We start from the raw sequence: 25,505 nt of genomic DNA on the forward strand, positions 1-25,505 counted from the left end.
TACAAAACTGTTCATCTTTTCCATAAAAAGGGCCTCATGGCCCTTTTTTGTACTGAAACTAAACTTACTGGGTCAGCCAGGACTCCAGGGTCCAATATGGCGCGCGGCGGACATGATCGAGCCAGAACCGTGGCCTGAACTGATGCATAAACTGGCTATTGGCACGCAGCCTTGCGAAAAACTTATGCGGTGATCGCTTATGTTTATATGCCCTTCAATAGTGCAATCGCACCGGCTAGCCTCTCTCGAGTCATGGGAGCATGCACTTTGATAAACCGAATCGCTTTGGTCGCATTGGTATCGTTGCTGGGGTGTGGTCAAGTCCTGGCAGATGGGCACAACTTGCTTGTGGCGTGCAAGATGATCGGTCAGAAGATTCCAACTGACGACTACAGCGCTTTTGAGAGCGGGTTATGCATCGGGTTTGTCCAAGGCGTTCGCCAGACGCTGACCGCCTACGCCGACCTCCTGCCGAAAGAACAACGCATCTGCGTTCCACGGGCAGTGAACAATAAAGAAAGCGTGGGCGTCGTCGTCAGGTATCTGGAGGCCCATCCCAACCAGTTGAAGCAGCCGGAAGTGGCACTGGCGATTCAGGCACACCGAGAGGCATTCCCCTGCAAATGACTCACTGCCTGAGCGGTCACACCAGGGCGATGCATCACGACCCAGGGTTTCGAGGCTCATGATGAAAACCACTGATCCGTCGGGTGACACGCCGGTTACCGCGCCAGTCGAGCAAGCGTCAACCCGCAACAGCTGGCGCACCATGCCTGGCGGCATCTGGGCGCTGGGCTTCGTTTCGATGTTGATGGACATCTCCTCAGAGATGATCCATGCCTTGTTGCCGCTCTACATGGTGACAGTACTGGGTACTTCCGTGCTCGCGGTGGGCCTGATCGAGGGCATAGCCGAGGCTACGGCGTCGATCACCAAGGTATTTTCCGGGGCACTCAGTGATCGATTGGGCAAGCGCAAACTGCTCGCGGCACTGGGTTATGGGCTGGGGGCGCTGTCCAAGCCGATCTTTCCTTTGGCGGGCTCCCTGGATTGGCTGATCGGTGCGCGCTTTATCGACCGTATCGGCAAAGGAATTCGCGGCGCCCCACGCGATGCGCTGGTCGCCGATATCACGCCACCGGCCATTCGGGGGGCGGCTTTCGGCCTGCGTCAGACGCTGGATACCGTGGGTGCATTCCTGGGGCCAATGCTGGCGATCGGATTGATGTGGCTGACCGCGAACCACTTCCAGACAGTGTTCTGGGTGGCCGTCATCCCGGCATTCCTTGCCGTCGCGGTGCTGCTGGTGTTTGTGCATGAGCCCCGACAAGCGCAAGGGAAGCGCCGGGTGCGTGCGCCTTTGAGCCGGCGGGAATTGGCCCGGCTGGGCGCGGCCTACTGGTGGGTGGTGGGTGTCGCTGCGGTGTTCACCCTGGCGCGTTTCAGCGAAGCCTTTCTGATCTTGCGCGGTCAAGCCGTCGGGCTGGAGCCGATGTGGGCGCCAGCGGTGATGGTGCTGATGGGGGTGGCCTACTCACTGTCAGCTTATCCCGCCGGGGCCTTGTCCGATCGTGTCAGTCGCGTGGCGGTGCTCGGCGCGGGTCTGTTGTTGCTGGTCGCGGCCGATCTGACGCTGGCTTTCGTGCCGGGTATCGGTGGCCTGGTCGTCGGCGTCGTCCTATGGGGGCTGCACATGGGGTTTACCCAAGGAATATTCGCCGCCCTGGTTGCCGACCGCGCGCCGGCTGAACTGCGCGGGACGGCCTTCGGCATGTTCAATCTGTTGACCGGACTGACCTTGCTGCTGGCCAGTGTGATCGCCGGGGCGCTGTGGGATACGGTAGGGTTCCAGGGTACCTTCCTGGTGGGCGCAGGCTTTGCTGTTCTGGCTTTACTGGGATTGTGGGTAATCAAGGCGAGAGCGCAGGCTCGATATTAAAGAGCCACACCTGGACGCAGGAGTTACTCTGCACACAAAACAAGTCATCCTCCGAGCGCGATGATCGCCGTGATCAGGACAGCGCCGGTGACTGCCAACGCAATACCGCCTTGCCAGGGTTTTGCGCCTGCGTATTTGGCCAGCAACCAACCGGCGATGAACAGCACCGCGAGTCCGACCAGGTTAGAGGCACGTACGGCAAGGTCCGTCTGGTCGAGTAACAGAAACGGCATTACAAGTGGGAATGTCGAGAACACCACCAGCAGGAAAACCCCCACCGCCCCCTTGAAGTCATCCCAGCCCAGGCGTGGCTGCAAGGGCATGGATGAATACTCGATCACGCGGCGACGCAGCGACTCCAGCTCATCCGTGCCCACCACTGCCGCAATACGCGGTGGCAACGCATCGGCAATCAGCGCCTGGCCGGTGGCTGCGTCAGTTGTACCGCTCAGGTTGGCCCGTAGCGTACGGTTGCGAGTGCGTTCGATCAGCGTCCGCAGTAAATACATCACGGCATCCGCCAGTCCCCAGGCGAGGTTGCAACCCAGCGCGGCGATCATCATCGTACGTTCCGCTTCCTGGCCCGCCGTCGCCACGCTGATCGTGCCAGTGAAGGTCATTGCCATGAGCAGGCCAAAGATCACTTCCGTAATGCGCTCGACCGGATCCAGCACGCGTGCCCGCTTTTGCTCTCCTGTGCCTTGCATGCTGTCATCCTCGCCACGGCTGCGTCAGCCCGATGCCCTTTGCGTCGGGGTCACAGGCTAAAACACCGGTCTTTTTCATCGGTAGGTTTCAACCCGTTTCAGTGTAGTGCGAAAAGCCCTGTCCAGACCACGCTGCCCCGTCACAACGCCGCCTTGCTCTGATCTTCAAGCTTCTGCGCCGCCTCTTCTTTCGCCGCTTGGGCTTCAATGAGCAGTTGGTAGGCAATGTAGTACTTGTAGATATTACTGACGTAGGTCACCGTCTCCGCGCCGATCTTCTCGGCGGCAATGTATTCGACGTTGTGGAACCAGACGTTCGGATCCAGTCCACGGATAGCGGCTTCCTTGCGCAGTCTGGATATTCTGCCCGCCCCTGCGTTGTAAGAAGCAAAGGCGAACAGGGCCTTGTCCAGATTGGTCATGGGCTCCTTGCCGTAGTATTGGTCGATCATCCAGCGCATGTACTTGATGCCCGCGTTGATGTTCGGCTCGACTTGAGCAATGTTGCCGACGCCAAGCTCCTTGCCGGTGGCGGGCATGACCTGCATGACACCAATGGCGCCCACCTTGCTCTTGGCGGCCTGATCCAGCCGGGATTCCTGATATCCCTGGGCCGCCATCAGTATCCAGTCCACATCGTACTGGTCACCGTACCGCTGGAAATACTGAACCAATGCGCTGAACTTCTTGCGTTCCGACTCGGAGACGGCGGCCTTCACATATTTATCGTTTTTAAAATAACCCGCCAGAATCATGTTGCCGACGGTGGTGCCCTGGCCGTGGCGCGTAATGAAATCGTCGGCGGCCGCCTGGAGTTGCGGGCTGCCCTTGCGCATCGCCCAGGCAATGTCTGCGCCGGAGCGTACGACGATGTCATCGTGCACTCTGATAGTCGGGAACACGTTCTTCCAGAAGTCCGCTTTGTGCTTGTCCACCACGATCAACGGAATCATGCCGGCGTTCAGCATTTCGATCAGATCCTCGTCCTCCAAGGCCTCCGGTGCCTCCTTGAGGATGACCGCTGCTTTATTCTCGTTGGCGAAGCGCTGGTTGATGGCTGTGAGGCTCTCGTAATAACTGGAGGACCTGCGAACGAAGACCACCTGCCCCGCCAATTCGTCCACGCTGGATACCGCGGGCGAGTCGGGGCCGGAGACCACTACTTCGCTGACGTTGCGAAAGACAGGTAACGAAAAATCAACCAGGTGCTTGCGTTCCTCAGTCACGGTCAGGTTAGACGCCGCAATATCGCCTTTGCCGGTAGCCAGCGCCGACAGCAGTTCATCCCGTGCGACCGGAATGAACACATGGTCAGTGCTCCACACGGTGTTTTCGTCTGAGTGTTTCAAGCGGATTCATCTCCGAAATCAACATGGGGATGCAAAGACCGCAAGCACATGGAAAGCTTAGTTCAGACTTGACCTTGCGGGGCACGCCCGCGGATGGTTCTCTTTCTTTACTCAAACCCCGGAGCGGTTCAAGCGTGGCTCCGGGACCGCAGGCAGCGGCACGGTTTGCTGCTTGCGCCGTTCGGCGTTCAACAGGAAGTACGACAGCGCCGGTATCAGAATCAAGGCCCCGAGCATGTTCCACAGGAACATGAAGGTCAGCAGGATGCCCATGTCCGCCTGGAACTTGATCGGTGACCAGACCCAGCACACCACGCCGGCCGCCAGGGTGATGCCCACCAGGCCGACCACCCGGCCGGTGAATGCGACCGCGTTACGGTAAGCCTGCGACAACGACAAGCCTTGACGCTGGTATTGCAACTGCACGCTGAGCAGGTACAACGCGTAATCCACGCCGATCCCGACACCCAGTGCAATCACCGGCAGGGTCGCTACCTTGACGCCGATGCCCATGGCGACCATCAAGGCCTCGCAGAGAATCGAGGTCAGCACCAGCGGCAACAGCGCCACCACCGTTGCGCGCCAACTGCGGAAGGTGATCAGGCAGAACAGCGTCACTGCCAGGTAGACGTACAGCAGCATGGTCCGGTTGGCCTCGCGCACCACGATGTTGGTCGCCGCCTCGATGCCGGCATTGCCCGCGGCTAGCAGGAACTGGCGCTCCTCGCTGCTATTTTCCCGGGCGAACCGGTCGGCGATGGCCACCACGGCGTCCAGGGTTTCGGCCTTGTGGTCCTTGAGGTAGGCAATGACCGGCATCAGCGAACAATCGGTGTTGAACAGCTCCGGGGCGTTGACCGAGGCCTGTTGCGCCGCGTAGTTCAACACGTTCTGGTTGCGTTGGATGCTGTTGAGCTTGGGGTTGCCCTCGTAGGTGCCGGCGGTGATCTGCCGTACGGCGTTGACCAGCGACGACGTCGCCTGCACCCCGGGGGACTGCTGCAGCTCCCAGGCCAGCCGGTCGGCGAGGATCAGCGTGTTGTAGTTCAGGCAGCCTTCCGGTGCAGTCTTGATCATCACCGCGAACATATCGCTGGACAGCGCGTAGTGGCTGGTGATGTAGGCGTTGTCACGGTTGTAGCGCGAGTCCGTGCGCAGTTCCGGAGCGCCGCTGTCGAGGTCGCCGATCTTCAGTTGCAGGCTGACCGCGAATCCGCCGATCCCCAGGATCACCGCCACCAGCACCGCGCCGGTCGCCCACTTGCGCGTGGTGAAGCGATCGAGCATGTCCCACAATTTGCCAAGGCCACGATGCCCGGCGGCGCGGCTGTCGATCTTCAGTGCACGCTCGGCCGCCTGGCGCCCGACACCGATGTAGGACAGCGCCACCGGCATCAGCAGCAGGGAGGTGAAGATCAACACGGCCACACCGATGCTGGCGGTGATGGCCAAATCCTGAATCACCGGGATGTCGATCAGCATCAGCACCGCGAAGCCCACCGCATCGGCCAGCAACGCAGTGACCCCGGCGATGAACAGGCGGCGGAAGGTGTAGCGGGCAGCGATCAGCTTGTGGGTGCCACGGGCGATGTCCTGCATGATGCCGTTCATCTTCTGCGCCGCGTGGGACACACCGATGGCAAAGATCAGGAACGGCACCAGCACCGAGTACGGGTCGATGGCATAACCCAGCCAGGCGACGATGCCCAGTTGCCAGACCACCGCGATCAGCGAACAGCCGACCACCAGCAAGGTGCTGCGCACGCAGCGGGTGTAGCAATAGATGATGACCAGCGAGGTGACCACGGCCAGGCCGAAGAACAGCATCACCTGGATCAGCCCGTCAATCAGGTCGCCCATCAGTTTGGCGAACCCGATCACCCGCACCTTGTACTTGCCCGTGCCCTCCTCCCCTGCCTCGCGCGTGGCGCCATGGCCGGCAAACTCGATCTTGTCGCGCAGACGCTCTTCGAGCTGCCGGGAGAATTCCTGGTAGTTGAGGCTCTGGCCGGTGGCGGAGGTCTTGTCCAGCAGCGGCACGATCAGCATGCTCGATTTGAAATCGCTGGCCACCAGGCTGCCGACGATGCCGGCCCGGTTGATGTTCTGCCGCAGCTGTTCGATGTCCGATGGCGAGCCTTGATAACTGTCGGGCATCACCGGGCCGCCCTGGAAGCCTTGCTCGGTGACTTCGGTCCAGCGTACGGCCGAACTCCACAGCGACTTCATCCAGGCGCGGTCGACGCCCTGGGTGAGGAAGAGTTCATCGTTGACCTGTTTGAGGACCTTCAAGTACTGCGGATCGAAGATGTCGCCCTCGGTGTTTTCCACCACCACCCGCACCGAGTTGCCCAGGCCGCGCAGCGACTGGCGGTTTTCCAGATAGTTCTGGATGTACGGCTGGCTCTGCGGGATCATCTTCTCGAAACTGGGACGCAACTCCAGACGGGTCACGGCCATGTAACCCAGCACCAGGGTAACCAGGGCCATGAACAGCATGAACAGCGGCCGATAGTTGAACACCAGCCGTTCCAGCCAATTGCCGGAACGCCGGTCGAAGTCCGGCAGTTCGCGGATCACCGGCAGGGTGTCTTGTTTCAAATTGCCCATGTCTGGGTACTCGCTCTGGTTCTTATTGTTATTTGACGGGCAACACACGCACACCACGACTGCCGACCAGCAACAGCGCGCCGTTGGCGGCCAGGGCGGCACCGGCCACCGGTGATTGCTGCGCTTGTGGCAGCCGTTGCAGCGCAACGTCGCCAGCACCGCTTACGAGCATGTGCCCGGCCTGGGTAAACATCCGGAAACGGCCATCGGCGTCGACAACGGCAGCGGTGATGCTGGCCTGCAGACCGCTATCGAGCGGGTGCCAGGTGGCACCGCCATCGGTGCTGCGCAGCACATGCCCGCGCAAGCCGTAGGCCAGGACTTCGCCAGGCTTGCCGACCACACCAAAAAAGCTGCCTTGATACGGTGTCTGCAATGCCATGAAGCGCTGCCGGGCGTTATCCCATTTGAGCAGCAGGCCTTCCTCGCCAGCGATGTATAGCGCATCCCCCGTCGCGGCAATGGCGTTGAGGTGAAAACCCTGCGGATTTTCGGTCCGATCCTGAAACGGCACCCAGTGCCGACCGCCGTCCTCGGTGCGCAGGATCAGGTTGAACATTCCGACCACATAACCGAGCTGATCGTTGGCGAACCAGACGTCGAGAAACGGCTTGTCGGCGCCCTCCTCGATGAGCCGCTGGCCTTCGGCGGCCAGCCCGGCCCATTGTTCATTATCCGGCTCGGCGCTGGCCAAGGCGCTGTAGTGTTTGAGCATCAAGTCGCCGATCTCGCGGCCATCGAGCTGCTTGTTCCAGGTAGCGCCGGCATCACTGCTGTGCAACACCACGCCATCGTTGCCCACTGCCCAACCCTGCTCGGCGGTCGGGAAATGCACGGCGTTCAGGTCGGAGCTGACCGGCACGCCAGCCTGCTGCCAGTTCTGGCCGGCATCATCGGAATAAAGAATGTGCCCGCGCTGACCCACCGTGACCAGTCGTTGTCCCGCATGGGCAATGCCCAGCAAGGGGCTGCGCGCGGCCAGGGCACTGGGCCGGGACGGCAGATCCAACACGTCGACGTAGGTCGCTGCCTGCGCGCCGCTGTGCAGCAACGCACCCAGCATCAGCAGCACAATTTTGTTGTTATGGGAGCCCATAGTGCGGCCTCGTGGCAAAAAGGCGCCGGTGTGTACGTGAATACAACCCGGCGCAAAAACCGTTCGATCAGGAATCGGCAGTAGCGAGCAGCGATGAGGCCATCAACGGATACCGGCACCCGCCAGCGATTCCGGTGACCACTGAGTCTTGCTCAGCCCCTCGCTGTATTTGATGCCGCCGTATGGGCCCGGGAAGCCGACGGCGCTATAGGTGCCGCCGATCAGGTCGTAACTCAGGTAAGGCGTGGCGTCCGGTACTTGCTGGTCATAGCTTTGGCTGAGGAAGGTGTAGACGCCGCGGTACAGCTGGCCGTTCGCATCGTATTGGTCGGATGCCAGAGCGACCCAGCTGTCCTCATCCAGGTAGAAACGGCGCTTGGCGTAAATGTGTCGAGCGCCCGGCTTGAGGGTCGCCTCGACCACCCATACCCGATGTTTCTCCCAGCGAACGAACTGCGGTGCCAAGTGGTTCGGGGTCATCATCGGCTTCAAATCGTTCTGATAGGTCACACGGTAGGTATTGTACGGAACGATCATTTCCTGCTTGCCCACCAGCTTCCAGTCATAGCGGTCCAGCGCACCGTTGAATACGAAAGAATCGTCCCAGGTAGAGGCGCCGGCGGCGCCCGGGTTAGGCGTGTCGTAAGCCAGGCTCGGCGCCAGCTTCACCCGGCGCTGCCCTGGCAGGTATTGCCAGGCACGGCGCGGTTGCTCCAGCGGATTGACCGAATCACGCACCATGACAGCCTCACCGGCACGCCGGGCGGGACCGGTAAAGACCAGCTTGGTCTGGTAATAGGTGTCCGCGGCCGCAAGCGGTTTGGACAGGTCGTCATAGGCGGCATAGTTGATCTGCGCGCTGCCGGTCGTGGCCAGGCTGGCGACACCGGCAGCGTCGATGTTCCAGTTGTCGTACTTGCTCTGGATGTTGACGCCCTGGTAGCGCAGCAAGTGGTTCCAGATGGCCTCGGCGCCGGTTTTCGGGATCGGGAATGGAATGCCTGGCAGCGCATTTTCGATGGAATTGCCGCCTTCGGTCGAGCGCGCCGCGGTGGCATTTTTTACCGTGTTGTCCAGCACGCCTTTGGGCAGCGCAGCCGTACGGTGCGTCGGGTAGACCTCGATGCGAAAGCTGGGATAACGCTTGGCCAGTTCGGCGCTCACCGCGGTCAGCTGCCCTTTGTACTTGTCGACGTTCTTGCCGTCGATCACCAGCAGCGGTTTTTCCGCCGCGAAAGGATCGGGGCGCGCTCTGTCGCCCGCCTTGAAGCCGGCTGGCGGGGTGGTCAAACCACCCTGGTAAGCGGGAATGGAGCCGTCGGCGTTACCGGCTTTCTCGGCGCCGACCTGAGTCAATTGGTTGCCCAATCTGGCGGCTTCGGCAGCGTCGACCGCTGCGTGGGTCGGCCCGGCGAGGGCCAGGGCCATGGAGGCGGCCATCAGGGTATAGGCGAATTTCATCTTATTGTTCTCCGGCATGCGCTTGGCAATGGGTGGATCAGAAGGTGGTTTTCAGGGTCAGGTACAGGGCGCCCCGATCCTCGGTGGCGCCGGCGCCGGAAGCGGATGCATAACCGCCTCCGTAGCAGGTGTAACGCTGCGTGCCGTCCAGGGCGTTGGGCGTTGAGCCGTCGGTTGCGCCGTCGTCACACTTGCTGGCTTTGCCGAAGGCGTCGACGTACTTGAGGTCGACGTAATACTGGCTGTAGACGGCAGCGCTGATCCCTACGGCGTAGTTGCCGGCATCTTCCGCCCCGCCCGCGACCACCGGCGAAACGCCGTCGATGCCGACGTTGACCGACATCGGTGCGCTCAGGTCCACGCCGGGAAACACCTGGTACCAGGTCGGCGTGAAGTTGACGGCGATGCCCCAGTTGTCACGGGTAGGTTTGTCGATGCCGCGGTAGGTGTCTTCGCCCTTGTAGAGCGCCTTGTTTTTGCTATCGAGGCTCAACAGGTTGCTGTAATACAGCTCGCCCAGCAGGTTGGCCGAATCGAAAAACGGGGTGTCGGCGATCGTGACCAGGCCATTGATGGTCCAGTGCAGCGTGTTGCCGGTGGCGGCCAGGCTGTCACCGTCGCGCGGCACATCGGTGATCACGCCGGTACCCGGGCTGCGGGCAGGGAGCAAGCCAAGACCGGCCTGCAACCCACCGGGGCCTGAGGCACTGATGATCGCCGGAATGCTCGCCAGCGGCATGTTGTGGCGAATGTTCAGATCGCTGCCGATGCTGACACCGCCCACTTCCTTGGACAGACTCAGGCCGTAGATGTCGATGTCATCGCCATAGGCGAATTCATAGGTGGCGGTGCCGATCGAATTGCGCAGCCCGGCTACCCCGCCAACACTGCTCAGGCCGCGCGTGTCCAGCACGGCTTGCGGCAGAATGTCCGAGGTCTTGCGGTAGTAGGCGCTCAATGTGCCGTCCAGCCACTCGGGCGACCATTTGGCCATCAAGCCCCAGTCACCCCGATTGTCCGGGGTGAAGTCATGGCCGCGTCGAACAGTCGTCAACGTGCCATTCGGCCCCGCCAGTCCCGCGCCACCCGTATGCCCCAGCAGAAACGACTGCGCGCCGAAGCCCACCACATCGGAACCGCTGTAGAAGGTACCGGCCTCAGGCAATCGAGCGCCTTCCCAATCAAGGAAGTACTGGGCGCCGAAGGTCAGTTCGGGGGTGAGGGTGAAGGTGGTTGAAATCTGGTTGCGCGGAACGAACAGTTCCTTGGCTTCGGTACCGGGCGATGCTGCCGCCTTGGCCAGATCGAGGGACGCCTGGCCGTAGCTCAGCGAGTGCACCGGATTGAGTACCGTCTCGCCCCAGAACACATTGTGTTGACCGGCCTTGATCCCCAGCAGGGACTCGTCGCCAATTTGGGTGTTGTAGAACACAAAGGCGTCGAGGACTTCACCGGACGGGCCGTTGTAGTAACGCTGGGCATAATTGCTCAGGTGCGGGCTGCCGAAAATGGCGGGGGCTGCCGGACGCCCGCCAAACCCGGCAATCGACGAATAATCATCGTTGCCGTTGACGAACGGGTTGGCGTTCGAGCCGGTATTTTCATAAGCCTTGTCGTACCAGCTCGCGGTGCTGACACGAAAACCCATCTTGCTCTGGTAGACCACATCCAGCTCGGACAACAGGTCGACACGGTTGGTGATGTTGGTGCCGGCCTTACGGAAGTTGTAATCACCGTCGTTACTGTTGGGCGTGCCCAGGAGGCGCTGCTCGGCACTTTCCGTACGCACGCCATAGTTGTACTTGACGGTGTTGTCGAAACGCACGGACCAGTCTTCGCTGCCAGTGTCCAACTCGAAAGCGTGGGCGGCCGGCAGGCTCGTGACCAGGATAGCCGTGGCAAGCAACTGGCGCCGCACGGGCAGGAGATTGCGACTCTTCATCGAGTGATACACCTTTATTGTTTTTGTTGAACTCACTCTAAGATCAGCGCTGAAATCCGGATTGACTTTGCGGGGCACTGCTTTGACATTTCGGGACGTCCGACAGACAGGCCGACCGGCCGTCCAACCGACGTCCCGAAATACCTCAGATGTAGGTGCCACCACCGGCGTTGATGATCGAGCCGACCAGGTAGCACTCGTCAGAGGCCAGATGGGATACCAGCGCTGCGTATTCCTCGCCCTTGCCCAGACGCCCCAGCGGCATGACCTGTTGGAATACGCTCAGTTGCTCGGGCGATTGCTGCGCGAGGTAGCGCTCGAAGGCCGGGGTCTGTACGCCACCGGGACAGATGGCATTGACCTGGACATTGGCGCCGGCCACCTCGTAGGCCACCGAACGGGTGAAGGCAATCACCGCGCCTTTGGCTGCGGAGTAGTGCGGGCTGTGCGCGCCCATCGCGGAGATTCCTGCAATGCTGGCGATGTTGATGATCTTGCCGTAGCCCTGTGGCTCCATGCGCTGCAAGGCGGCGCGGGTGCAATAGAACACGCCGTCGACGTTCACCGCCCAGAAGCGCTTCCACTCCCCATCGTCCATGTTGCGGGTGATCTCCAGCGACTGGCGGGGCAGCGGCTGGGTCATCAGCGCGTAATGACGCTTGCGTCGCTCGTCATCATGGGGTTTATCCGGCACCAGGGCGGCATTGTTGACCAGGATGTGCAGCGTGCCGAAACGCGCGTCGATCTGCTCGAACATGGCGTTCACTTCAGCACTCGACGAGACATCGCAACGCAGCGCCAGGCACTGCGCGCCGCGCGCCTCGATCATGCTGCGCGTGGTTTCAAGCGCCTGTTCGTTGATATCGCAGATGACCACGCAGGCGCCTTCGCTGGCCATGCGCAGGGCAATGGCTTGCCCCAGCCCGCCTGCGCCACCGGTAATCAAGACCACTCGACCATTCATTTTCATGGGGAACACTCCGTCTTAGAGGAGGACGCAGTGTTGCCCGGATTTGTGCATCAGCCTTGACCTGGCGGGACATCCACCGGCGAGGCGGACGAATCGCTGCCTACCTGTTTGCTGCGGTTTCGCCATGCCCGTGGCGAACAACCGAACTCAGTGTAAAACCAGCGAGTGAACGAAGTCGGAACTGCATAACCGATCATCATGCCCACACGCTGCAGGGAATAGTTTTTGTTTTCCATGTAACTCAATGCCAGTTCGCGACGTACGCCGTTCAGCAGTTCGGAAAAGGTCAGGCCGACCTCATCGAGTTCCCGTTGCAGGGTTCGCACACTGACGCCTTGGGCATAAGCGACTTGATGGATAGTGGCGCGCCCGACTGGCATCAACAGATAGATGGCCTTGCGCACATCGAAAATCACCGAGGGTTCGCTGGCGCCCGCCATCGAGTCCATGAACTGGCGAGCATAGCCAGCCATCGCCGGGTCGGCTTGTGGATTGAGTTGATCGATATCCGCGACATTACAGACGATGCCGTCGAATTCGGCGTCGAACACCACCCGGCAACGAAAGAATCGCGCGTAGTGCTCCAGGCTTGCCGGTGCTTCATGGCTGAAATGAATGCTGCGCGGATGCCAGTGGCTGCCCATGAGCGATTTGCAGGTGCGGTGCAGGATGCCGATGGCCAGTTCAGCGGCTTGACGCTTGGGTACGCCCGCCTCGGCCATGATTTCATCGCGGATAAGCACCGTGTTACCCACGGTTTCCATGTTCATGGCCAGCGTCCGGTTGAGCAGGTGCCGATATTCGATGCTGGTGAGCAGCATGTCGCGCAGTGTGCGCTGATGACTGAACAGCAAGCTGATGGCGCCCAGGTCCGACAGTCGCCGGGCCTCTGCCATGCGCAGGCCAAATGTCGGGCAGGATGAACGAGCCGCCGAGCTCTCCAGCAGCTTGAGCGCCGCCTCCAGCGGCAGCATGCATTCCGGGTCGTTCAGCATGAAGGGCGTCAGGCCGACGCCACGCAGCATCTCGCCCGGATTCAGACCAAGGCTCTGGGCAATCTCTGTGTAGTTCTTGAGGGTTGCAGCCCGTACAAACGCTTCCATCGCCCCTCCTCCCGTGGTGTCGACTGCATGCTGCGGCGAAGCCTGTAATCGACTGTATGGCACCGATTGAGCATTCGCGCAACGAGCAAACCGGCACAAAACAGCTCGCTGGTTTGACACGTATTGAAAGGTTTTTGGCACGTAATGAGAAGTTTCACCTTGTGGACTGCCCCAAAGTAATCGCCATGCACCACCTGAAACCCTCAAAGCACAAAAACAACAACAGACTGGAGACATGCATGAACTTTCTTGACGGATCGCTGCACCCCGAAAATCAACAGAAGCTGGTCATTACCGTTGCACCCTACGCTCCCGAGTGGGTGCCTTCGGACTTCCCGGAAGACATTCCGGTGACCATGGCCGAGCAGGTGCAGATGGCAGTCGACTGCTACAACGCCGGCGCCACGGTGCTTCACCTGCATGTCCGCGAACTGGACGGCAAGGGCTCCAAGCGACTGTCCAAGTTCAACGAGCTGATCGCCGGCGTCCGTGAAGCGGTACCGGACATGATCATCCAGGTCGGCGGCTCGATTTCCTTCGCCCCGGAGGGTGACAGCGACGTCGCCAAATGGCTGTCCGATGACACGCGCCACATGCTCGCCCAGCTTTCGCCGGCGCCGGACCAGGTGACGATTGCCATCAACAGCAACCAGATGAACATCGTCGAGCAGATGTGCGAAGCCGACTTGGCCGGCACCAGCATTGCCACGCCGGAGATCTATCGCGCCTACCGCGAGATGACCATTCCGGCCGGCCCCGAGTGGGTCGAGGAACACATCAAGCGTCTCTCGGCCAGTGGCATCCAGACCCAATTCCAGCTGGGCAACATCCCTTCGTTCGAAACGGTCGAGCGCATGATGCGCCGCGGCGTGTGCAATGTGCCGTTGGTCCTGACCTGGGTGGCGATTGGTGGCGGCTCCGACGCGCCCAACCTCTACAACCTGGCGAACTTCGTGCGTGCCTGCCCGGACGGCGCCGTGCTGACCCTGGAAACCGCCATGCTCAATGTCTTGCCGCTGAACGTGATGGCGATTGCCATGGGCATGCATGTGCGTTGCGGCACCGAGGACAACCTATGGACCCAGGGCCGTGACCGCAAGATGAGCAATGTCGAGCAGATCGAGCAACTGGTGCGCATTTCCCGGGAAATGGGGCGCGAAGTGGCCAACGGCAAAGAAGCCCGCGAGATCTACAAGATCGGCACCTTCTACAAGGACGCCGATGAAACCCTGGCCGAAAACGGTTTTGCGCCGAACCGCAAGCCCGGCCACAAAGGCTTTACGCAATTCGGCTGAGTCAGACTTGCGAGGCGTGCGTCCCCGGTCCATGCGCGCTTCGCACGTAGCGCTGCACCCAATCTGCGCAATGAACGCGGCCGTAACGAGAGGAGAGTCTCCGTGACTTTGCACGCCCCGATAGATGTACCCGGTGACACCTGGCGACGTATCGCCCGACCCTACGCCTGGGTGGTCTTCGCCCTGACCTTCGGCCTGCTGCTGTCAGACTTCATGTCGCGGCAGGTGCTGACGGTGGTTTTCCCGCAGCTCAAGGCCGAATGGGGCCTCTCCGATTCCGAGCTGGGCGCGCTGTCCAGCGTTGTCGCCATCGCCGTCGGCGTGCTGGCGTTTCCGCTGTCGGTGGTCGCCGATCGCTTGGGACGCATCCGCAGCCTGGTGCTCATGGCCGCTATCTGGAGCGTGGCCACGCTGATCTGTGGATTCGCCGCCAACTATCAAGAGATGTTCGTGGCGCGTTTCTTCATCGGCGTTGGCGAGGCGGCCTACGGCAGCGTCGGGCTTGCCGTGGTGCTGAGCATTTTCCCGCCGCACCAGCGGTCCACGGTCACCGGCGCCTTTCTGGCCGGGAGCATGGTGGGTTCCGTGCTCGGCATCAGCCTGGGCGGAGTCCTCGCCACGCATTTCGGCTGGCGCGCCTCCTTCGTGGGCATGGCGGTCTATGGCATGGCACTGACCGTGGTCTACGCGCTGGTGGTCAGGCCTGGCCGCCTCGAATCGCCCGTGCGCAACCCGGGCTCGAACAAGACCAGGGCTCATCCCCCCCTGCGCAGCCTGTTTTCCACGTCTTCGGTGCTGAGCGTCTATATCGGCAGTGGCCTGCAGTTGTTCTCCATCGGCGCCCTGCTGACCTGGCTGCCCAGCTACCTCAATCGCTTCTACGACATGCCGCTGACCCAGGCCGGTGCGATCACCGCCATCTTCATGCTCTGCACGGCGGTCGGCATGCCGCTGTGCGGCGCCATCGCCGACCGCCTGTGCCAGGGTTCGCCAACCCGCAAAATCAGGTTGACCATGGGCTACTGCCTGCTCTGCAGCGCGCTGTTGACCGTGGCCTTCCAGCTGCCGGCAGGCATGGCGCAACTGGTCATGATCGGCCTGGCCATGTTCGTTGGCGGAGGCATTGTCGGCCCCTGCGGCACCATGGTCGCCGACCTGACGCCGCCCGCCCTGCACAGCACCGCAATGGCCACCCTGGCCATTGCCAACAATTTGCTGGGCATGGCGCCCGGCCCCTTCGTCACCGGCTTGCTCGCCGATCGCATTGGCCTGGCCTCGGCCCTGCACCTGCTGCCATTGGCAGGCATTGCAGCCGCCTTGGCCCTGCTGGTGGGGGTTCGCAATTATCGCAATGATCTTGAGCGCGTAAGCCTCCAGCCATGTACCCACCCATCGACAATCACTTCGAAAGCAGGTTGATCATGACCACAGCATTCACTCCCAGCCGTCCTTGGCAACAGCGTTACGACGCCCGCGTACCGACTGACATCAACCCCGATGCCTGGCCCTCGGTGGTGGCGATGGCGCAACAAGCCATGCAGCGTCATGCCAGCCGCACCGCCTTTCACGGCTTCGGGCGCTCACTCAGTTATGCCGAAGTCGACCGACAGTCCTGCGCGTTTGCCGCCTGGCTGCAGCATCAGGGCGTGCGTCGTGGCGATCGTGTCGCGGTCATGCTGCCCAATATCGCGGCGTTTCCCGTGGCGATGTTCGGCATCCTCCGAGCCGGTGCCGCCCAGGTCAATGTCAACCCGACTTACACCGCGCAGGAACTCGAACACCAGCTCAACGACGCCGGGGTCGAGACCCTCGTCATCGTCGCCAGTGCTCTGCCGACACTGGCCGCGATACTGGACCGCACATCGATCAGAACAGTCATCGCGGTACAGCCCGGCGACACCCTCGGCACGCCTGCGGCCGTGCACGAGTTCGACATCCAGCCATTGCCTGACCTGCCGTTGACTCGCTTCGTCGATGCCTTGAACGAGGGCGGCACGCTGGCGTTTACTCCGGTCGAGCTGACGGGCGATGACTTGCTGTTCCTGCAATACACCGGCGGTACCACCGGCCCCTCAAAAGGTGCCGCCCTGTCGCACCGCAACCTGATCGCCAACATCCTGCAGGCGCGCGCGTTTCTCCCTGACATGTTCGACACGGTCGGTGACAACGTCGTGGTCACGGCGCTTCCGCTATTCCACGTGTTCGCGCTGACGATCAATCTGCTGATCTGCTTTTCGGCGGGTGCCGAGAACTGGCTGATCCCCGATGCGCGCAACAGTGATGATCTGGTCGACACGCTGATCAAGGCCCGACCGACGCTGCTGACGGGGGTCAATACCCTGTACGGCGCGCTGGTGCGCCATCCGCGCATCGGCGAAGTGGACTTCTCGCGCCTGCGCCTGGCCATTGGCGGTGGCGCCGCGGTGCTGCCGGCAACCTCGACGCAGTGGAAGACCATCACCGGCCAGGAAATCCTCGAAGGCTACGGCCTCTCCGAGACCTCGGCCATCCTGTGCCTGAACGTCATGGGCCGCAGCAATTTCTCGGCAGCAGTGGGTTTGCCGTTGCCTTCGACCGACATCGTGCTGCTCAAGGACGATGATCAACCGGCCGCGCTCGGCGAGGCCGGAGAAATTTGTGCCAAGGGGCCGCAGATCATGTCCGGCTACTGGCACAAGCCCACTGCCAACGCCAACGCGTTTACCGCCGACGGTTACTTTCGCACCGGCGACATCGGCATCTTTGCCGCGGACGGCTTGCTCAAGATCGTCGATCGCAAGAAGGACATGATCATTGTCTCGGGTTTCAACGTCTATCCCAACGAGGTGGAAGTGGTTGTCGCCAGTTGCACCGGTGTCAGCGAATGCGCCGTGATCGGTATGCCCGATGAGCGCAGTGGTGAATCCGTATGCCTGTACGTGGTCAAGGCCGCCAATGCCACGCTCGACGAAGCTGGTTTGATCGAGTACTGCCGCGCGCATTTAGTGGCCTACAAAGTGCCCCGCCAGGTGCGGTTCCTGGAGGCGTTGCCCAAATCAACGGTGGGCAAGATATTGCGCCGGGATTTGCGCACACTGGCGACCTCGGGCAATCCGACTGAAACGACCATGACGGTTTGAGCTTCTCGTTGACCTGGTGCTGCTGTTGCTGCATTGGAGATTCTAAGACGTGGGTCTGCGAAGGCCGGAATGGCCTTCGCAGCCAAACGAAGAGTGACTTGATGAATTCAATAAGTGCCTTGTACCGGACCGTCGCTGGCCAGCTTCTGCGCTTCTTCGATGAGTATCGGGGCGCCCAGCGCCATGCTGTGGATGCCCAGAATCGAAGTCAACTGCAGCACCGCCAGTATTTCTTCGACGCTGACGCCAATTTCCAGAGCCTTGCGGATGTGGCGACGCACACCGGGGGCATACAGATGAGTGCAGGAGGCATCGACGGCGATGGCGATCAGTTCGAAGGTCTTGGGGTCAAGAATCCCCTTGCGTATCGGGTGGGTGGCCATGCCGAGAAACTTTTCCGTCCACTCGGCATCCAGCTCGGCCAGCGAGTCCCAGGCGGTATTCCAGCTGCCAGCTTCACGCATGGCATCACAGGTGGGGGTGTCAGCTTGGGTCTGGTCTTCATTCATCTGCAGTTCCTCGGGGGTGAGTGGCTGCTTTCAACTCTAAACGTGCCGACGCCGTCCGTATTGACTAAATGGGGCACCGGCATGACATCCCGGGACACGTGCAACGCAGGGGTAAATACTCAATGAAAGGTCTAGTTCGCAGTGCCAGCCTCACCCACTACGCGGAAATCGCCCGCTCGTTGAACGTTGACCCCTTGCAGCAATTGCGCCTTGTCGGCCTTGATCCGCGCTGCTTGCTACAACCGGACCTGAAAATTCCCGTTGAAGCAACGGCTCGGTTGCTGGACAGTTCGGCGCGTGCGGCCGGCGTGGAAGATTTCGGCTTGCGCCTGGCAGAGAGTCGCAATGCCTCCAATCTCGGCCCCCTGGCCTTGTTATGGCGCGAACCTACCCTGCGCGCAGCGTTAGTGGCGCTCCAGGAGTTTCTCTACCTGCACAATCAGGGCCTGGTCCTGGATATCGAGGAGAGTGGCGGCGTGGTGGTGCTACGGCTGGAGCTGGTCACCGTCTGCCAATTGTCTGTGCGCCAGTCGGTGGAGCTGGCGGTAGCGGTTACCTATCGACTGCTCAAGTCCTTGCTGGGCAACCACTGGCATCCGTCAGTGGTCTGTTTCCGCCATTGCGCCCCACGGGACGACAGCCGGCACCATCGTGTGCTCGGCACTTCGCTGCAATTCAACTGCCTGATGGATGGCATCATCTGCCGCAGCAGCGACCTCGACAGGGCCCTGCCCAGTGCCGATCCGGAAATGGCCCGCCACGTTAATCAGTACCTGAACAGTATTCGCGAAGATTCCCGGGCAACCCTGCTGGGACAGGTGCACCAGATGATCTGGACCCTGTTGCCCACTGGACGCTGCTCGGTGGAGCAGGTGGCGGCCCACCTGGGACGTGACAGACGCACACTGCATCGGCAATTGACGCGCGAAGGCGAGACTTTTTCTTCGCTGCTGGATCAAGTACGCACGGAGCTGGCGACGCGGTACATGAAAAATCCCCATCATCCCTTGAGCGAGATTGCCGGCGTGCTGGGCTTTTCCGAACTGAGTGCGTTCTCCCGCTGGTTCAGCCGGCTTTTCAAATGCAGCCCATCGTCCTGGAGAACCCGGCCCTCGTCGATAGCCGCAAGCAAACAACCGGCTCGGTTGTTCAGAAAAAGCGCGTAAAGGCGATTTCGGTCTAAGCGAAATTCTGAACTAATGTGTAACGCAACCACCGCAATCCATTTTAACGACTAACATCCCCTCGTAGACAAAATGCCAGCACGGTTCCGGTAACGCTTTGCGCAGCAGGGATCGACAGGCGATCCACGATTCATTTCAGTCCAATAGATCAGTAGGAGCTTCGATATGAACAAGCTGGGAGCGATCTTTCTTCTACTCGTGGCAGGCACTGCGCATTCTGCGGAACGCCTGACAACTGTCCAGGTGTCGGGGCTCTCTGTTCCCGGTACCCAGGCGCTAGGGAAAGCACAAGGATTCACAGAGTGCGTGGATTTCTATAACTACCTCTCGTGCTCGCACGGCGGCAAGCCAATGGAGGTTTATGGCGCAACGGCCAGTAGCGCTGAAATAACACTGGATGTCACAGACAACTTTTCCAGCGAAGCGGACCCTATGGGAGGCCCCAATATCTCAGGCGTCCCGCAGGAGAAACTGACTTATCGATCCATTCGCCTGGAATTTCAACCGAAAGAACGCGAGGCCCTGGAAACGGCATTACGCGCTGATGGATGGTTCGCAGTAGGCAGCGCAAAACGCCTCGAGTTTTACAAGGAAGGCGTACCCGCCACCTTCCGCGTCAACAACGCCTATATCACGTTGAGCCCTGTCAATATCAACGAGGTCAGCAAAAGGGTGTCCAGGCTGGAGGCTTCCAACCATACAAGCACCAGCCCGGATCAACCCGATCCCGCGCGGGCCATGCTGCGTGACTCAGAGCCTCGTGGCGCCGGCTCGGTTCGCCCGCCTCGTTTTTGATCAATGGCGGGAGCCGCAAGGCATTATCAGTAAATGTCTTATCGCTAATGCCTCTTCAACAAATGCCTTATCAACAAATGCTTCATCAACAAATGCTTCATCAGCAAAGAGTGCGCTTATAAAAAACTCGACTTACACTGCCATACACACCTGAGGGATCGATGGGTCCACGGCAATCCGGGCATCACGTCATGATCTGGGTAAAGCCCCAATGAAAACGGTCACGGCCCTTTTCACCAGTCTGCTCGCTGCCGGCGTATGCGCGGCGGCGAGCAGCTGTGCACAGGCCGCGCCCCCTTCACCCCAGTTCAAGACCAGCTTCGACTGCGCCCAGGCCAGGGCGCCCGCCGAAAAACTCATCTGTCGCGATCCGCAGCTGGCGCAGATGGATGTCGAACTGATGCGTCTGTATCGCCTGGCCCTCACGGATCAACGCTCGGTACCGCCGCCGGACCGCATCATGATCGACCAGCAGTTCTGGGTCGAGACCCGCAATCAATGTGCGTCCGGGCCAGAGCTCAAGGCGTGCACTATCCAAAGTTATGCCGAACGCGCGCACCAACTGCGCCAAGGCTCGGCCATTGTCCGAACCCGGGACCCGGACAGGCTCACCGAAGGCCCCCTGGCGTTTCGATGTCCGGGGTTGAAAGCGCCGATAGCCGCCACCTACTTCACCACGCAGCCGGGTGTCGTGTACCTGGAATGGGCGAACACCAAGATCACCTTGAGCCAGGTGCAGAGTGATTCGGGGACCCGATACACTGGCAAGGATTCCCGAGGGAGCTACAGCTTCTGGCAAGACGGCAATGTCGTCCTTTTCCAGACGCCTGGCTCAGGGGAAATGAGTTGTTCGGCCGAGCCGGGGAGACTTCCGTGAGCACTGCGCCCCTGTCCGAACTCGATGCCGCCCTGCCCGGCCTGGTCCGCAAGATCCGCGCTCTGGAAGCCCTGGCCTGGCCGGACGGGGTCGAGGAAATATTTCTGGAACGTTGGCGTGCCGGGCGTGCGGAACTGCCCAAGGTCGAGCTGCGCCCGCGCGACCACAGCGCCGATATCGTTGCCCTGGAAGCCTTTACCCGCCGCTGCGACAAGGGGCATCCGGCCGGGCGTTACCTCGCGATGACGGCATGCAGCTATGCCACCGCCGGACGCATGCTGGGTGCCATTGGCACACCTGCTTTTACCCAGTATTCGTCAGCGCTGTACCGGCGCCCGGACTTCTACTATTCACGCCTGAATTTGAGCATGCTGGACGCGGCCCGGTTCTTCCTCAGTACCACCGATGCCTTGCTGGGCGGTGCGCGGATTGCGCCGATCCAGGCCGACATCCCGGCCGAGGCGTTCGCCGCCTGGATGCAGCCGGAACTGGATCGATTCTTCGGCCCGGGCCGGATCACGGTGGTGCTCGATCCAACCCTGGCCGCCAAGGCCATCGCCGGGGCGAGCCGCATCCGCCTGCGTGCCAGCGCCCTGTTCTCGGAACTGGACAAGAACCAGCTATTGCAGCATGAGGCCTTTGTGCATGTCGCCACGGCACAAAACGGCGCACTGCAACCCAACCTGAAAAGCCTGGGGCTGGGGGCGCCACGCACGACCCAGACCCAGGAAGGCATCGCCACGCTGGCCGAGCTGTTCACCGCCAGCATGGACATCAACCGCCTGCGCCGCCTCGCCCTGCGCGTGCTGGCGGTCCAGCAGGCGCTGGAGGGTGCCGACTTCATCCAGGTATTCGAAGGTTTTCTCGCTGCCGGTCAGTCCCAGGAGGAATCCTTTCGTTCGACCCAACGGGTTTTCCGCGGCGCCGACCTGCACGGCGGTTCGGCCTTCACCAAGGATGCCGCCTACCTGACCGGCTTGCTCGGCGTCCATACCCTGCTGCGCATTGCGATCCGCGACAACCGGCCGGAACTGGTGGGTCATCTGTTCGCCGGGCGCCTCAGCCTGGGTGACACCGTGCGCCTGGCCCCGCTCTTCGAGTCCGGCTGGCTGAAGGGGCCGGTCTACGTCCCGGATTGGGCCGCCGATCTGAATCGACTCGCCGCCAACCTGGCGTTCTCCGCCTTTATCACCCGGATCAAGCTGGATGTGCTCGATCTGGACGTGCTCATGGCGTTTGCAGATGAGCATGAAGCCGACGCCAGTGCCTCCATCCCTGACGCCTTCTCATAACGAAAGCAACCCACTGTACAAGCCATAAGCCGCGAGCCCCGCCCCGGCCACTACGCAGGCAAAAATGCCCTTCTCGATGTGAGTGAACAGTGGCTCGCCCTGCTCATGTTTAGCCTTGGCAAACAAAATCACCCCGGGCGCATATAACAATGCAGACAACAGCAAATACTTGACCCCGCCTGCATACAACAGCCACACCGCGTAACACAGCGCAATGCCGCCGATCATCAGGTCCTTGGTGCGCTCGGCCGATGCGTGTTCGTAGGTCTCGCCACGTCCACTCAACAGCACCGCATAGGCCGCCGACCACAAATACGGCACCAGAATCATCGAGGACGCGAGGTAGATCAAGCTGGTGTAGGTACCGGCGGAGATTAAGGTGATCAACAGGAAAATCTGGATCATGCCGTTGGTCAACCACAGCGCATTGACCGGTACGTGGTTGGCATTTTCCTTTTTCAGGAAGGCCGGCATGGTCTTGTCCCTGGCCGTGGCGAAGAGGATTTCCGCACAGAGCAGCGCCCACGACAGCAATGCACCCAACAGCGAAATCGCCAGGCCGACGCTGATCAGCAACGCGCCCCAATGGCCGACGATATGCTCCATGACAGTGGCCAGTGACGGGTTCTGCAGCCTCGCCAGTTCCGGCTGGCTCATGATGCCCAGGGACAGCACATTGACCAGCACCAGCAGTGCCAACACCCCGAGAAAACCGATGACCGTCGCGCGACCCACGTCCGAACGTTTCTGCGCCCGGGCCGAATAGACGCTGGCGCCTTCGATGCCGATGAAGACGAAGACCGTCACCAGCATCATGTTGCGCACCTGATCCATCACTCCGCCAAAATCAGGGTTGCTGCGCCCCCAGATGTCCCGGGTGAAGATATCCGCCTTGAAGGCCACGGCAGCGATAACGATAAACATGATTAACGGTACGATCTTGGCCACGGTGGTCAGTTGATTGATGAACGCCGCCTCTTTGATGCCGCGCATCACCAGGAAATGCACCGCCCATAACAGCACCGAAGCGCAACCAATGGCAATTGGCGTATTACCCTGGCCGAAGACCGGAAAAAAGTAACCCAGGGTGCTGAACAGCAGTACGAAATAACCGACATTACCCAGCCAGGCACTGATCCAGTATCCCCAGGCAGAAGAAAAACCCATGTAGTCGCCGAACCCCGCCTTGGCGTAAGCGTACACCCCCGAGTCCAACTCGGGCTTGCGATTGGCCAGGGTCTGAAACACGAAGGCCAGGGTCAGCATGCCGACGGCGGTGATCCCCCAGCCGATCAATATGGCACCGGCATCGGCTTTCTCCGCCATGTTCTGTGGCAGGGAAAAGATCCCGCCGCCAATCATTGACCCCACTACCAGGGCAATAAGCGCATTCAAGCGCAGCTTTTGCGTCGGTTGTGACATTTGGCGCCTCAAGGGTGGGCGAGAACTTACAGAGTGGGCATAAACCACGAATAAAGGGTAATAGTGGTTGCCCATTAACGCCAACATGGACTTTCTTATAACTGGCCGCAATGAAAACAGCGTGAGGAATAGCCAATCGACCACCGATTGCCGACACTTTGATTTGTTGATTTACATCAATAATCAAAGGACTAAAATTTGCCAAATTACGCAAACCAACTAGTGTTAATCCGGCAACTTCGAGTGCTTTCGCTACAATACGATCATTTCAGAATAAAACCTAAAAGGCCCCTACATTTTAACGGCAATGAAACCTGTACATGCATTGATTCAAGGAAATATTGCATAGCTAACGAAATTAAACGTAGTTTTTTTTCCCTGCAAATGGAGGCGTGCAATGTCTGAATCCCCCGGAAAACTGAAGCTCGGCGCTCTGGTTGCCTTGGTCGTCGGGTCAATGATTGGCGGGGGGATTTTTTCTCTGCCGCAAAACATGGCCGCCAGTGCCGATGTCGGCGCCGTACTGATCGGCTGGGCCATCACCGCCGTCGGCATGCTGACCCTGGCCTTCGTGTTCCAGACCCTGGCCAATCGCAAGCCGGATCTGGACGGTGGTGTCTACGCCTACGCCAAGGCCGGTTTCGGCGACTACATGGGTTTCTCGTCCGCCTGGGGGTACTGGATCAGCGCCTGGCTGGGCAACGTCGGCTATTTCGTGCTGCTGTTCAGCACCCTGGGTTACTTTTTCCCGATCTTCGGCGAAGGCAACACGGTGGCGGCGATCATTGGTGCATCGGTGCTGCTCTGGGGCGTGCATTTCCTGGTGCTGCGGGGGATCAAGGAAGCGGCATTCATCAACCTGGTGACCACTGTAGCCAAGGTCGTGCCGTTGCTGCTGTTTGTACTGATCGCGATTTTCGCCTTCAAACTGGAGATCTTCACCGCCGACATCTGGGGCCTGAAAAACCCGGACCTGGGCAGCGTGATGAACCAGGTGCGCAACATGATGCTGGTCACCGTCTGGGTGTTCATCGGCATTGAAGGCGCGAGCATCTTTTCAGCGCGGGCGGAAAAACGCAGCGACGTGGGTAAAGCCACGGTGATCGGTTTCGTCACCGTGCTGCTGTTCCTGGTGCTGGTGAATGTACTGTCGCTGGGCATCATGACCCAGCCAGAACTGGCCAAGCTGCAGAACCCGTCGATGGCCGCGGTGCTGGAACACGTGGTCGGCCACTGGGGCGCGGTGCTGATCAGCGTAGGCCTGATCATCTCGCTGCTGGGAGCGCTGCTGTCGTGGGTGCTGCTGTGTGCGGAGATCATGTTCGCCGCCGCCAGGGACCACACCATGCCGGCCTTCCTGCGCAAGGAAAACGCCAATCAGGTGCCGGTCAATGCATTGTGGCTGACCAACGCCATGGTGCAACTGTTCCTGATCATCACGTTGTTCTCGGCCAGTACTTACCTGTCTCTGATCTACCTCGCCACCTCAATGATCCTGGTGCCGTACCTGTGGTCGGCGGCCTATGCCCTGCTGCTGGCGGTACGCGGCGAGAGCTACGAGAACGCCCTGGCCGAGCGCAGGAAAGACCTGTTCATCGGTGCCCTGGCAGTGATCTACGCGATCTGGCTGATCTACGCCGGCGGCGTCAAATACCTGCTGCTCTCCGCCCTGCTCTACGCCCCCGGCGTGATTCTGTTTGCCAAGGCTAAACTTGAAGTCGACAAACCGGTTTTCACCAACATCGAGAAGCTGATTTTCGCGGCCGTTGTCGTGGGCGCGGTGGTGGCGGCCTACGGGCTCTACGACGGCTTCCTGACCCTGTAACACCTCATCT

At 60.7% G+C, this 25,505-nt stretch carries 20 protein-coding genes; 10 read left to right on the top strand and 10 right to left on the bottom strand.

Features of this window, described 5'->3' with window-relative positions; genetic code table 11:
- Positions 1-252 precede the first annotated feature (252 nt).
- Together F8N96_RS32335 and F8N96_RS32340 are read left to right on the top strand one after the other, a co-directional pair.
- Positions 253-627, top strand: a complete 375-nt coding sequence (locus F8N96_RS32335) for a Rap1a/Tai family immunity protein (RefSeq protein WP_224789626.1) — start codon at positions 253-255, stop codon at positions 625-627.
- A 61-nt stretch (positions 628-688) separates the two neighbouring features.
- Positions 689-1,939, top strand: a complete 1,251-nt coding sequence (locus F8N96_RS32340; RefSeq protein ID WP_150801230.1) for an MFS transporter — start codon at positions 689-691, stop codon at positions 1,937-1,939.
- A 44-nt stretch (positions 1,940-1,983) separates the two neighbouring features.
- On the opposite strand, the gene F8N96_RS32345 is transcribed toward F8N96_RS32340, so the two are convergent.
- The 8 genes from F8N96_RS32345 to F8N96_RS32380 form a co-directional block, all read right to left on the bottom strand.
- On the bottom strand, positions 1,984-2,646 hold the full coding sequence (locus F8N96_RS32345; RefSeq protein WP_150801231.1) for a hypothetical protein: 663 nt from the start codon (positions 2,644-2,646) through the stop codon (positions 1,984-1,986).
- A gap of 140 nt (positions 2,647-2,786) precedes the next feature.
- Complete coding sequence (locus F8N96_RS32350) at positions 2,787-3,953, bottom strand: lytic transglycosylase F (protein ID WP_224794158.1); 1,167 nt, start codon at positions 3,951-3,953, stop codon at positions 2,787-2,789.
- A gap of 153 nt (positions 3,954-4,106) precedes the next feature.
- Complete coding sequence (locus F8N96_RS32355) at positions 4,107-6,605, bottom strand: efflux RND transporter permease subunit (protein ID WP_224794159.1); 2,499 nt, start codon at positions 6,603-6,605, stop codon at positions 4,107-4,109.
- A 28-nt stretch (positions 6,606-6,633) separates the two neighbouring features.
- Entirely contained in the window at positions 6,634-7,701 is a 1,068-nt protein-coding gene (locus F8N96_RS32360) for a WD40/YVTN/BNR-like repeat-containing protein (protein WP_150801233.1), read from the bottom strand.
- 102 nt (positions 7,702-7,803) lie between these two features.
- Positions 7,804-9,162 carry a DUF1329 domain-containing protein gene (locus F8N96_RS32365; protein WP_150801234.1) on the bottom strand — a complete coding sequence of 453 codons (1,359 nt, stop codon included), beginning with the start codon at positions 9,160-9,162 and terminating at the stop codon, positions 7,804-7,806.
- Between the two features lie 37 nt (positions 9,163-9,199).
- The gene (locus tag F8N96_RS32370) at positions 9,200-11,104 is read right to left on the bottom strand and encodes a DUF1302 domain-containing protein (RefSeq protein WP_150801235.1); all 1,905 of its coding nucleotides are present in this window, start codon (positions 11,102-11,104) and stop codon (positions 9,200-9,202) included.
- A gap of 145 nt (positions 11,105-11,249) precedes the next feature.
- Entirely contained in the window at positions 11,250-12,074 is an 825-nt protein-coding gene (locus F8N96_RS32375; RefSeq protein WP_150801236.1) for an SDR family NAD(P)-dependent oxidoreductase, read from the bottom strand.
- Positions 12,075-12,124: 50 nt separating this feature from the next.
- Positions 12,125-13,177: an AraC family transcriptional regulator gene (locus tag F8N96_RS32380; protein WP_150801237.1), complete on the bottom strand. Its 1,053-nt coding sequence runs from the start codon at positions 13,175-13,177 to the stop codon at positions 12,125-12,127.
- A 239-nt stretch (positions 13,178-13,416) separates the two neighbouring features.
- Here F8N96_RS32380 and F8N96_RS32385 point away from each other — a divergent pair, with 239 nt between their 5' ends.
- The 3 genes from F8N96_RS32385 (at position 13,417) to F8N96_RS32395 (ending at position 17,591) form a co-directional block, all read left to right on the top strand.
- Positions 13,417-14,472 carry a 3-keto-5-aminohexanoate cleavage protein gene (locus tag F8N96_RS32385; RefSeq protein ID WP_150801238.1) on the top strand — a complete coding sequence of 352 codons (1,056 nt, stop codon included), beginning with the start codon at positions 13,417-13,419 and terminating at the stop codon, positions 14,470-14,472.
- A gap of 102 nt (positions 14,473-14,574) precedes the next feature.
- Positions 14,575-15,891, top strand: a complete 1,317-nt coding sequence (locus tag F8N96_RS32390) for an MFS transporter (RefSeq protein ID WP_224794160.1) — start codon at positions 14,575-14,577, stop codon at positions 15,889-15,891.
- A gap of 2 nt (positions 15,892-15,893) precedes the next feature.
- A complete protein-coding gene (locus tag F8N96_RS32395; protein ID WP_150801239.1) occupies positions 15,894-17,591 on the top strand; it encodes an AMP-binding protein in 1,698 nt (565 codons plus the stop codon).
- Between the two features lie 107 nt (positions 17,592-17,698).
- Here F8N96_RS32395 and F8N96_RS32400 read toward each other — a convergent pair whose 3' ends face one another.
- Positions 17,699-18,100, bottom strand: a complete 402-nt coding sequence (locus tag F8N96_RS32400) for a carboxymuconolactone decarboxylase family protein (RefSeq protein ID WP_064677732.1) — start codon at positions 18,098-18,100, stop codon at positions 17,699-17,701.
- Positions 18,101-18,222: 122 nt separating this feature from the next.
- Here F8N96_RS32400 and F8N96_RS32405 point away from each other — a divergent pair, with 122 nt between their 5' ends.
- The 4 genes from F8N96_RS32405 (at position 18,223) to F8N96_RS32420 (ending at position 22,248) form a co-directional block, all read left to right on the top strand.
- Entirely contained in the window at positions 18,223-19,266 is a 1,044-nt protein-coding gene (locus F8N96_RS32405) for an AraC family transcriptional regulator (protein ID WP_150801240.1), read from the top strand.
- A gap of 183 nt (positions 19,267-19,449) precedes the next feature.
- Positions 19,450-20,079: a hypothetical protein gene (locus F8N96_RS32410; protein ID WP_150801241.1), complete on the top strand. Its 630-nt coding sequence runs from the start codon at positions 19,450-19,452 to the stop codon at positions 20,077-20,079.
- Positions 20,080-20,290: 211 nt separating this feature from the next.
- Positions 20,291-20,956 carry an MliC family protein gene (locus tag F8N96_RS32415; protein WP_150801242.1) on the top strand — a complete coding sequence of 222 codons (666 nt, stop codon included), beginning with the start codon at positions 20,291-20,293 and terminating at the stop codon, positions 20,954-20,956.
- A complete protein-coding gene (locus tag F8N96_RS32420; protein WP_150801243.1) occupies positions 20,953-22,248 on the top strand; it encodes a flavohemoglobin expression-modulating QEGLA motif protein in 1,296 nt (431 codons plus the stop codon). Before F8N96_RS32415 ends, F8N96_RS32420 begins: the two co-directional genes overlap by 4 nt.
- On the opposite strand, the gene arcD (F8N96_RS32425) is transcribed toward F8N96_RS32420, so the two are convergent.
- Positions 22,243-23,670: an arginine-ornithine antiporter gene (gene arcD / locus F8N96_RS32425; protein ID WP_150801244.1), complete on the bottom strand. Its 1,428-nt coding sequence runs from the start codon at positions 23,668-23,670 to the stop codon at positions 22,243-22,245. The two genes, F8N96_RS32420 and arcD (F8N96_RS32425), sit on opposite strands and share 6 nt — an antisense overlap.
- A 397-nt stretch (positions 23,671-24,067) precedes the next feature.
- On the opposite strand from arcD (F8N96_RS32425), the gene arcD (F8N96_RS32430) reads away from it, so the two are divergent.
- A complete protein-coding gene (gene arcD / locus F8N96_RS32430) occupies positions 24,068-25,495 on the top strand; it encodes an arginine-ornithine antiporter (RefSeq protein WP_150801245.1) in 1,428 nt (475 codons plus the stop codon).
- Positions 25,496-25,505: the final 10 nt, after the last annotated feature.

Source organism: Pseudomonas fluorescens, from assembly GCF_902497855.1.
In the GTDB taxonomy this organism is placed as follows: domain Bacteria; phylum Pseudomonadota; class Gammaproteobacteria; order Pseudomonadales; family Pseudomonadaceae; genus Aquipseudomonas; species Aquipseudomonas fluorescens_BI.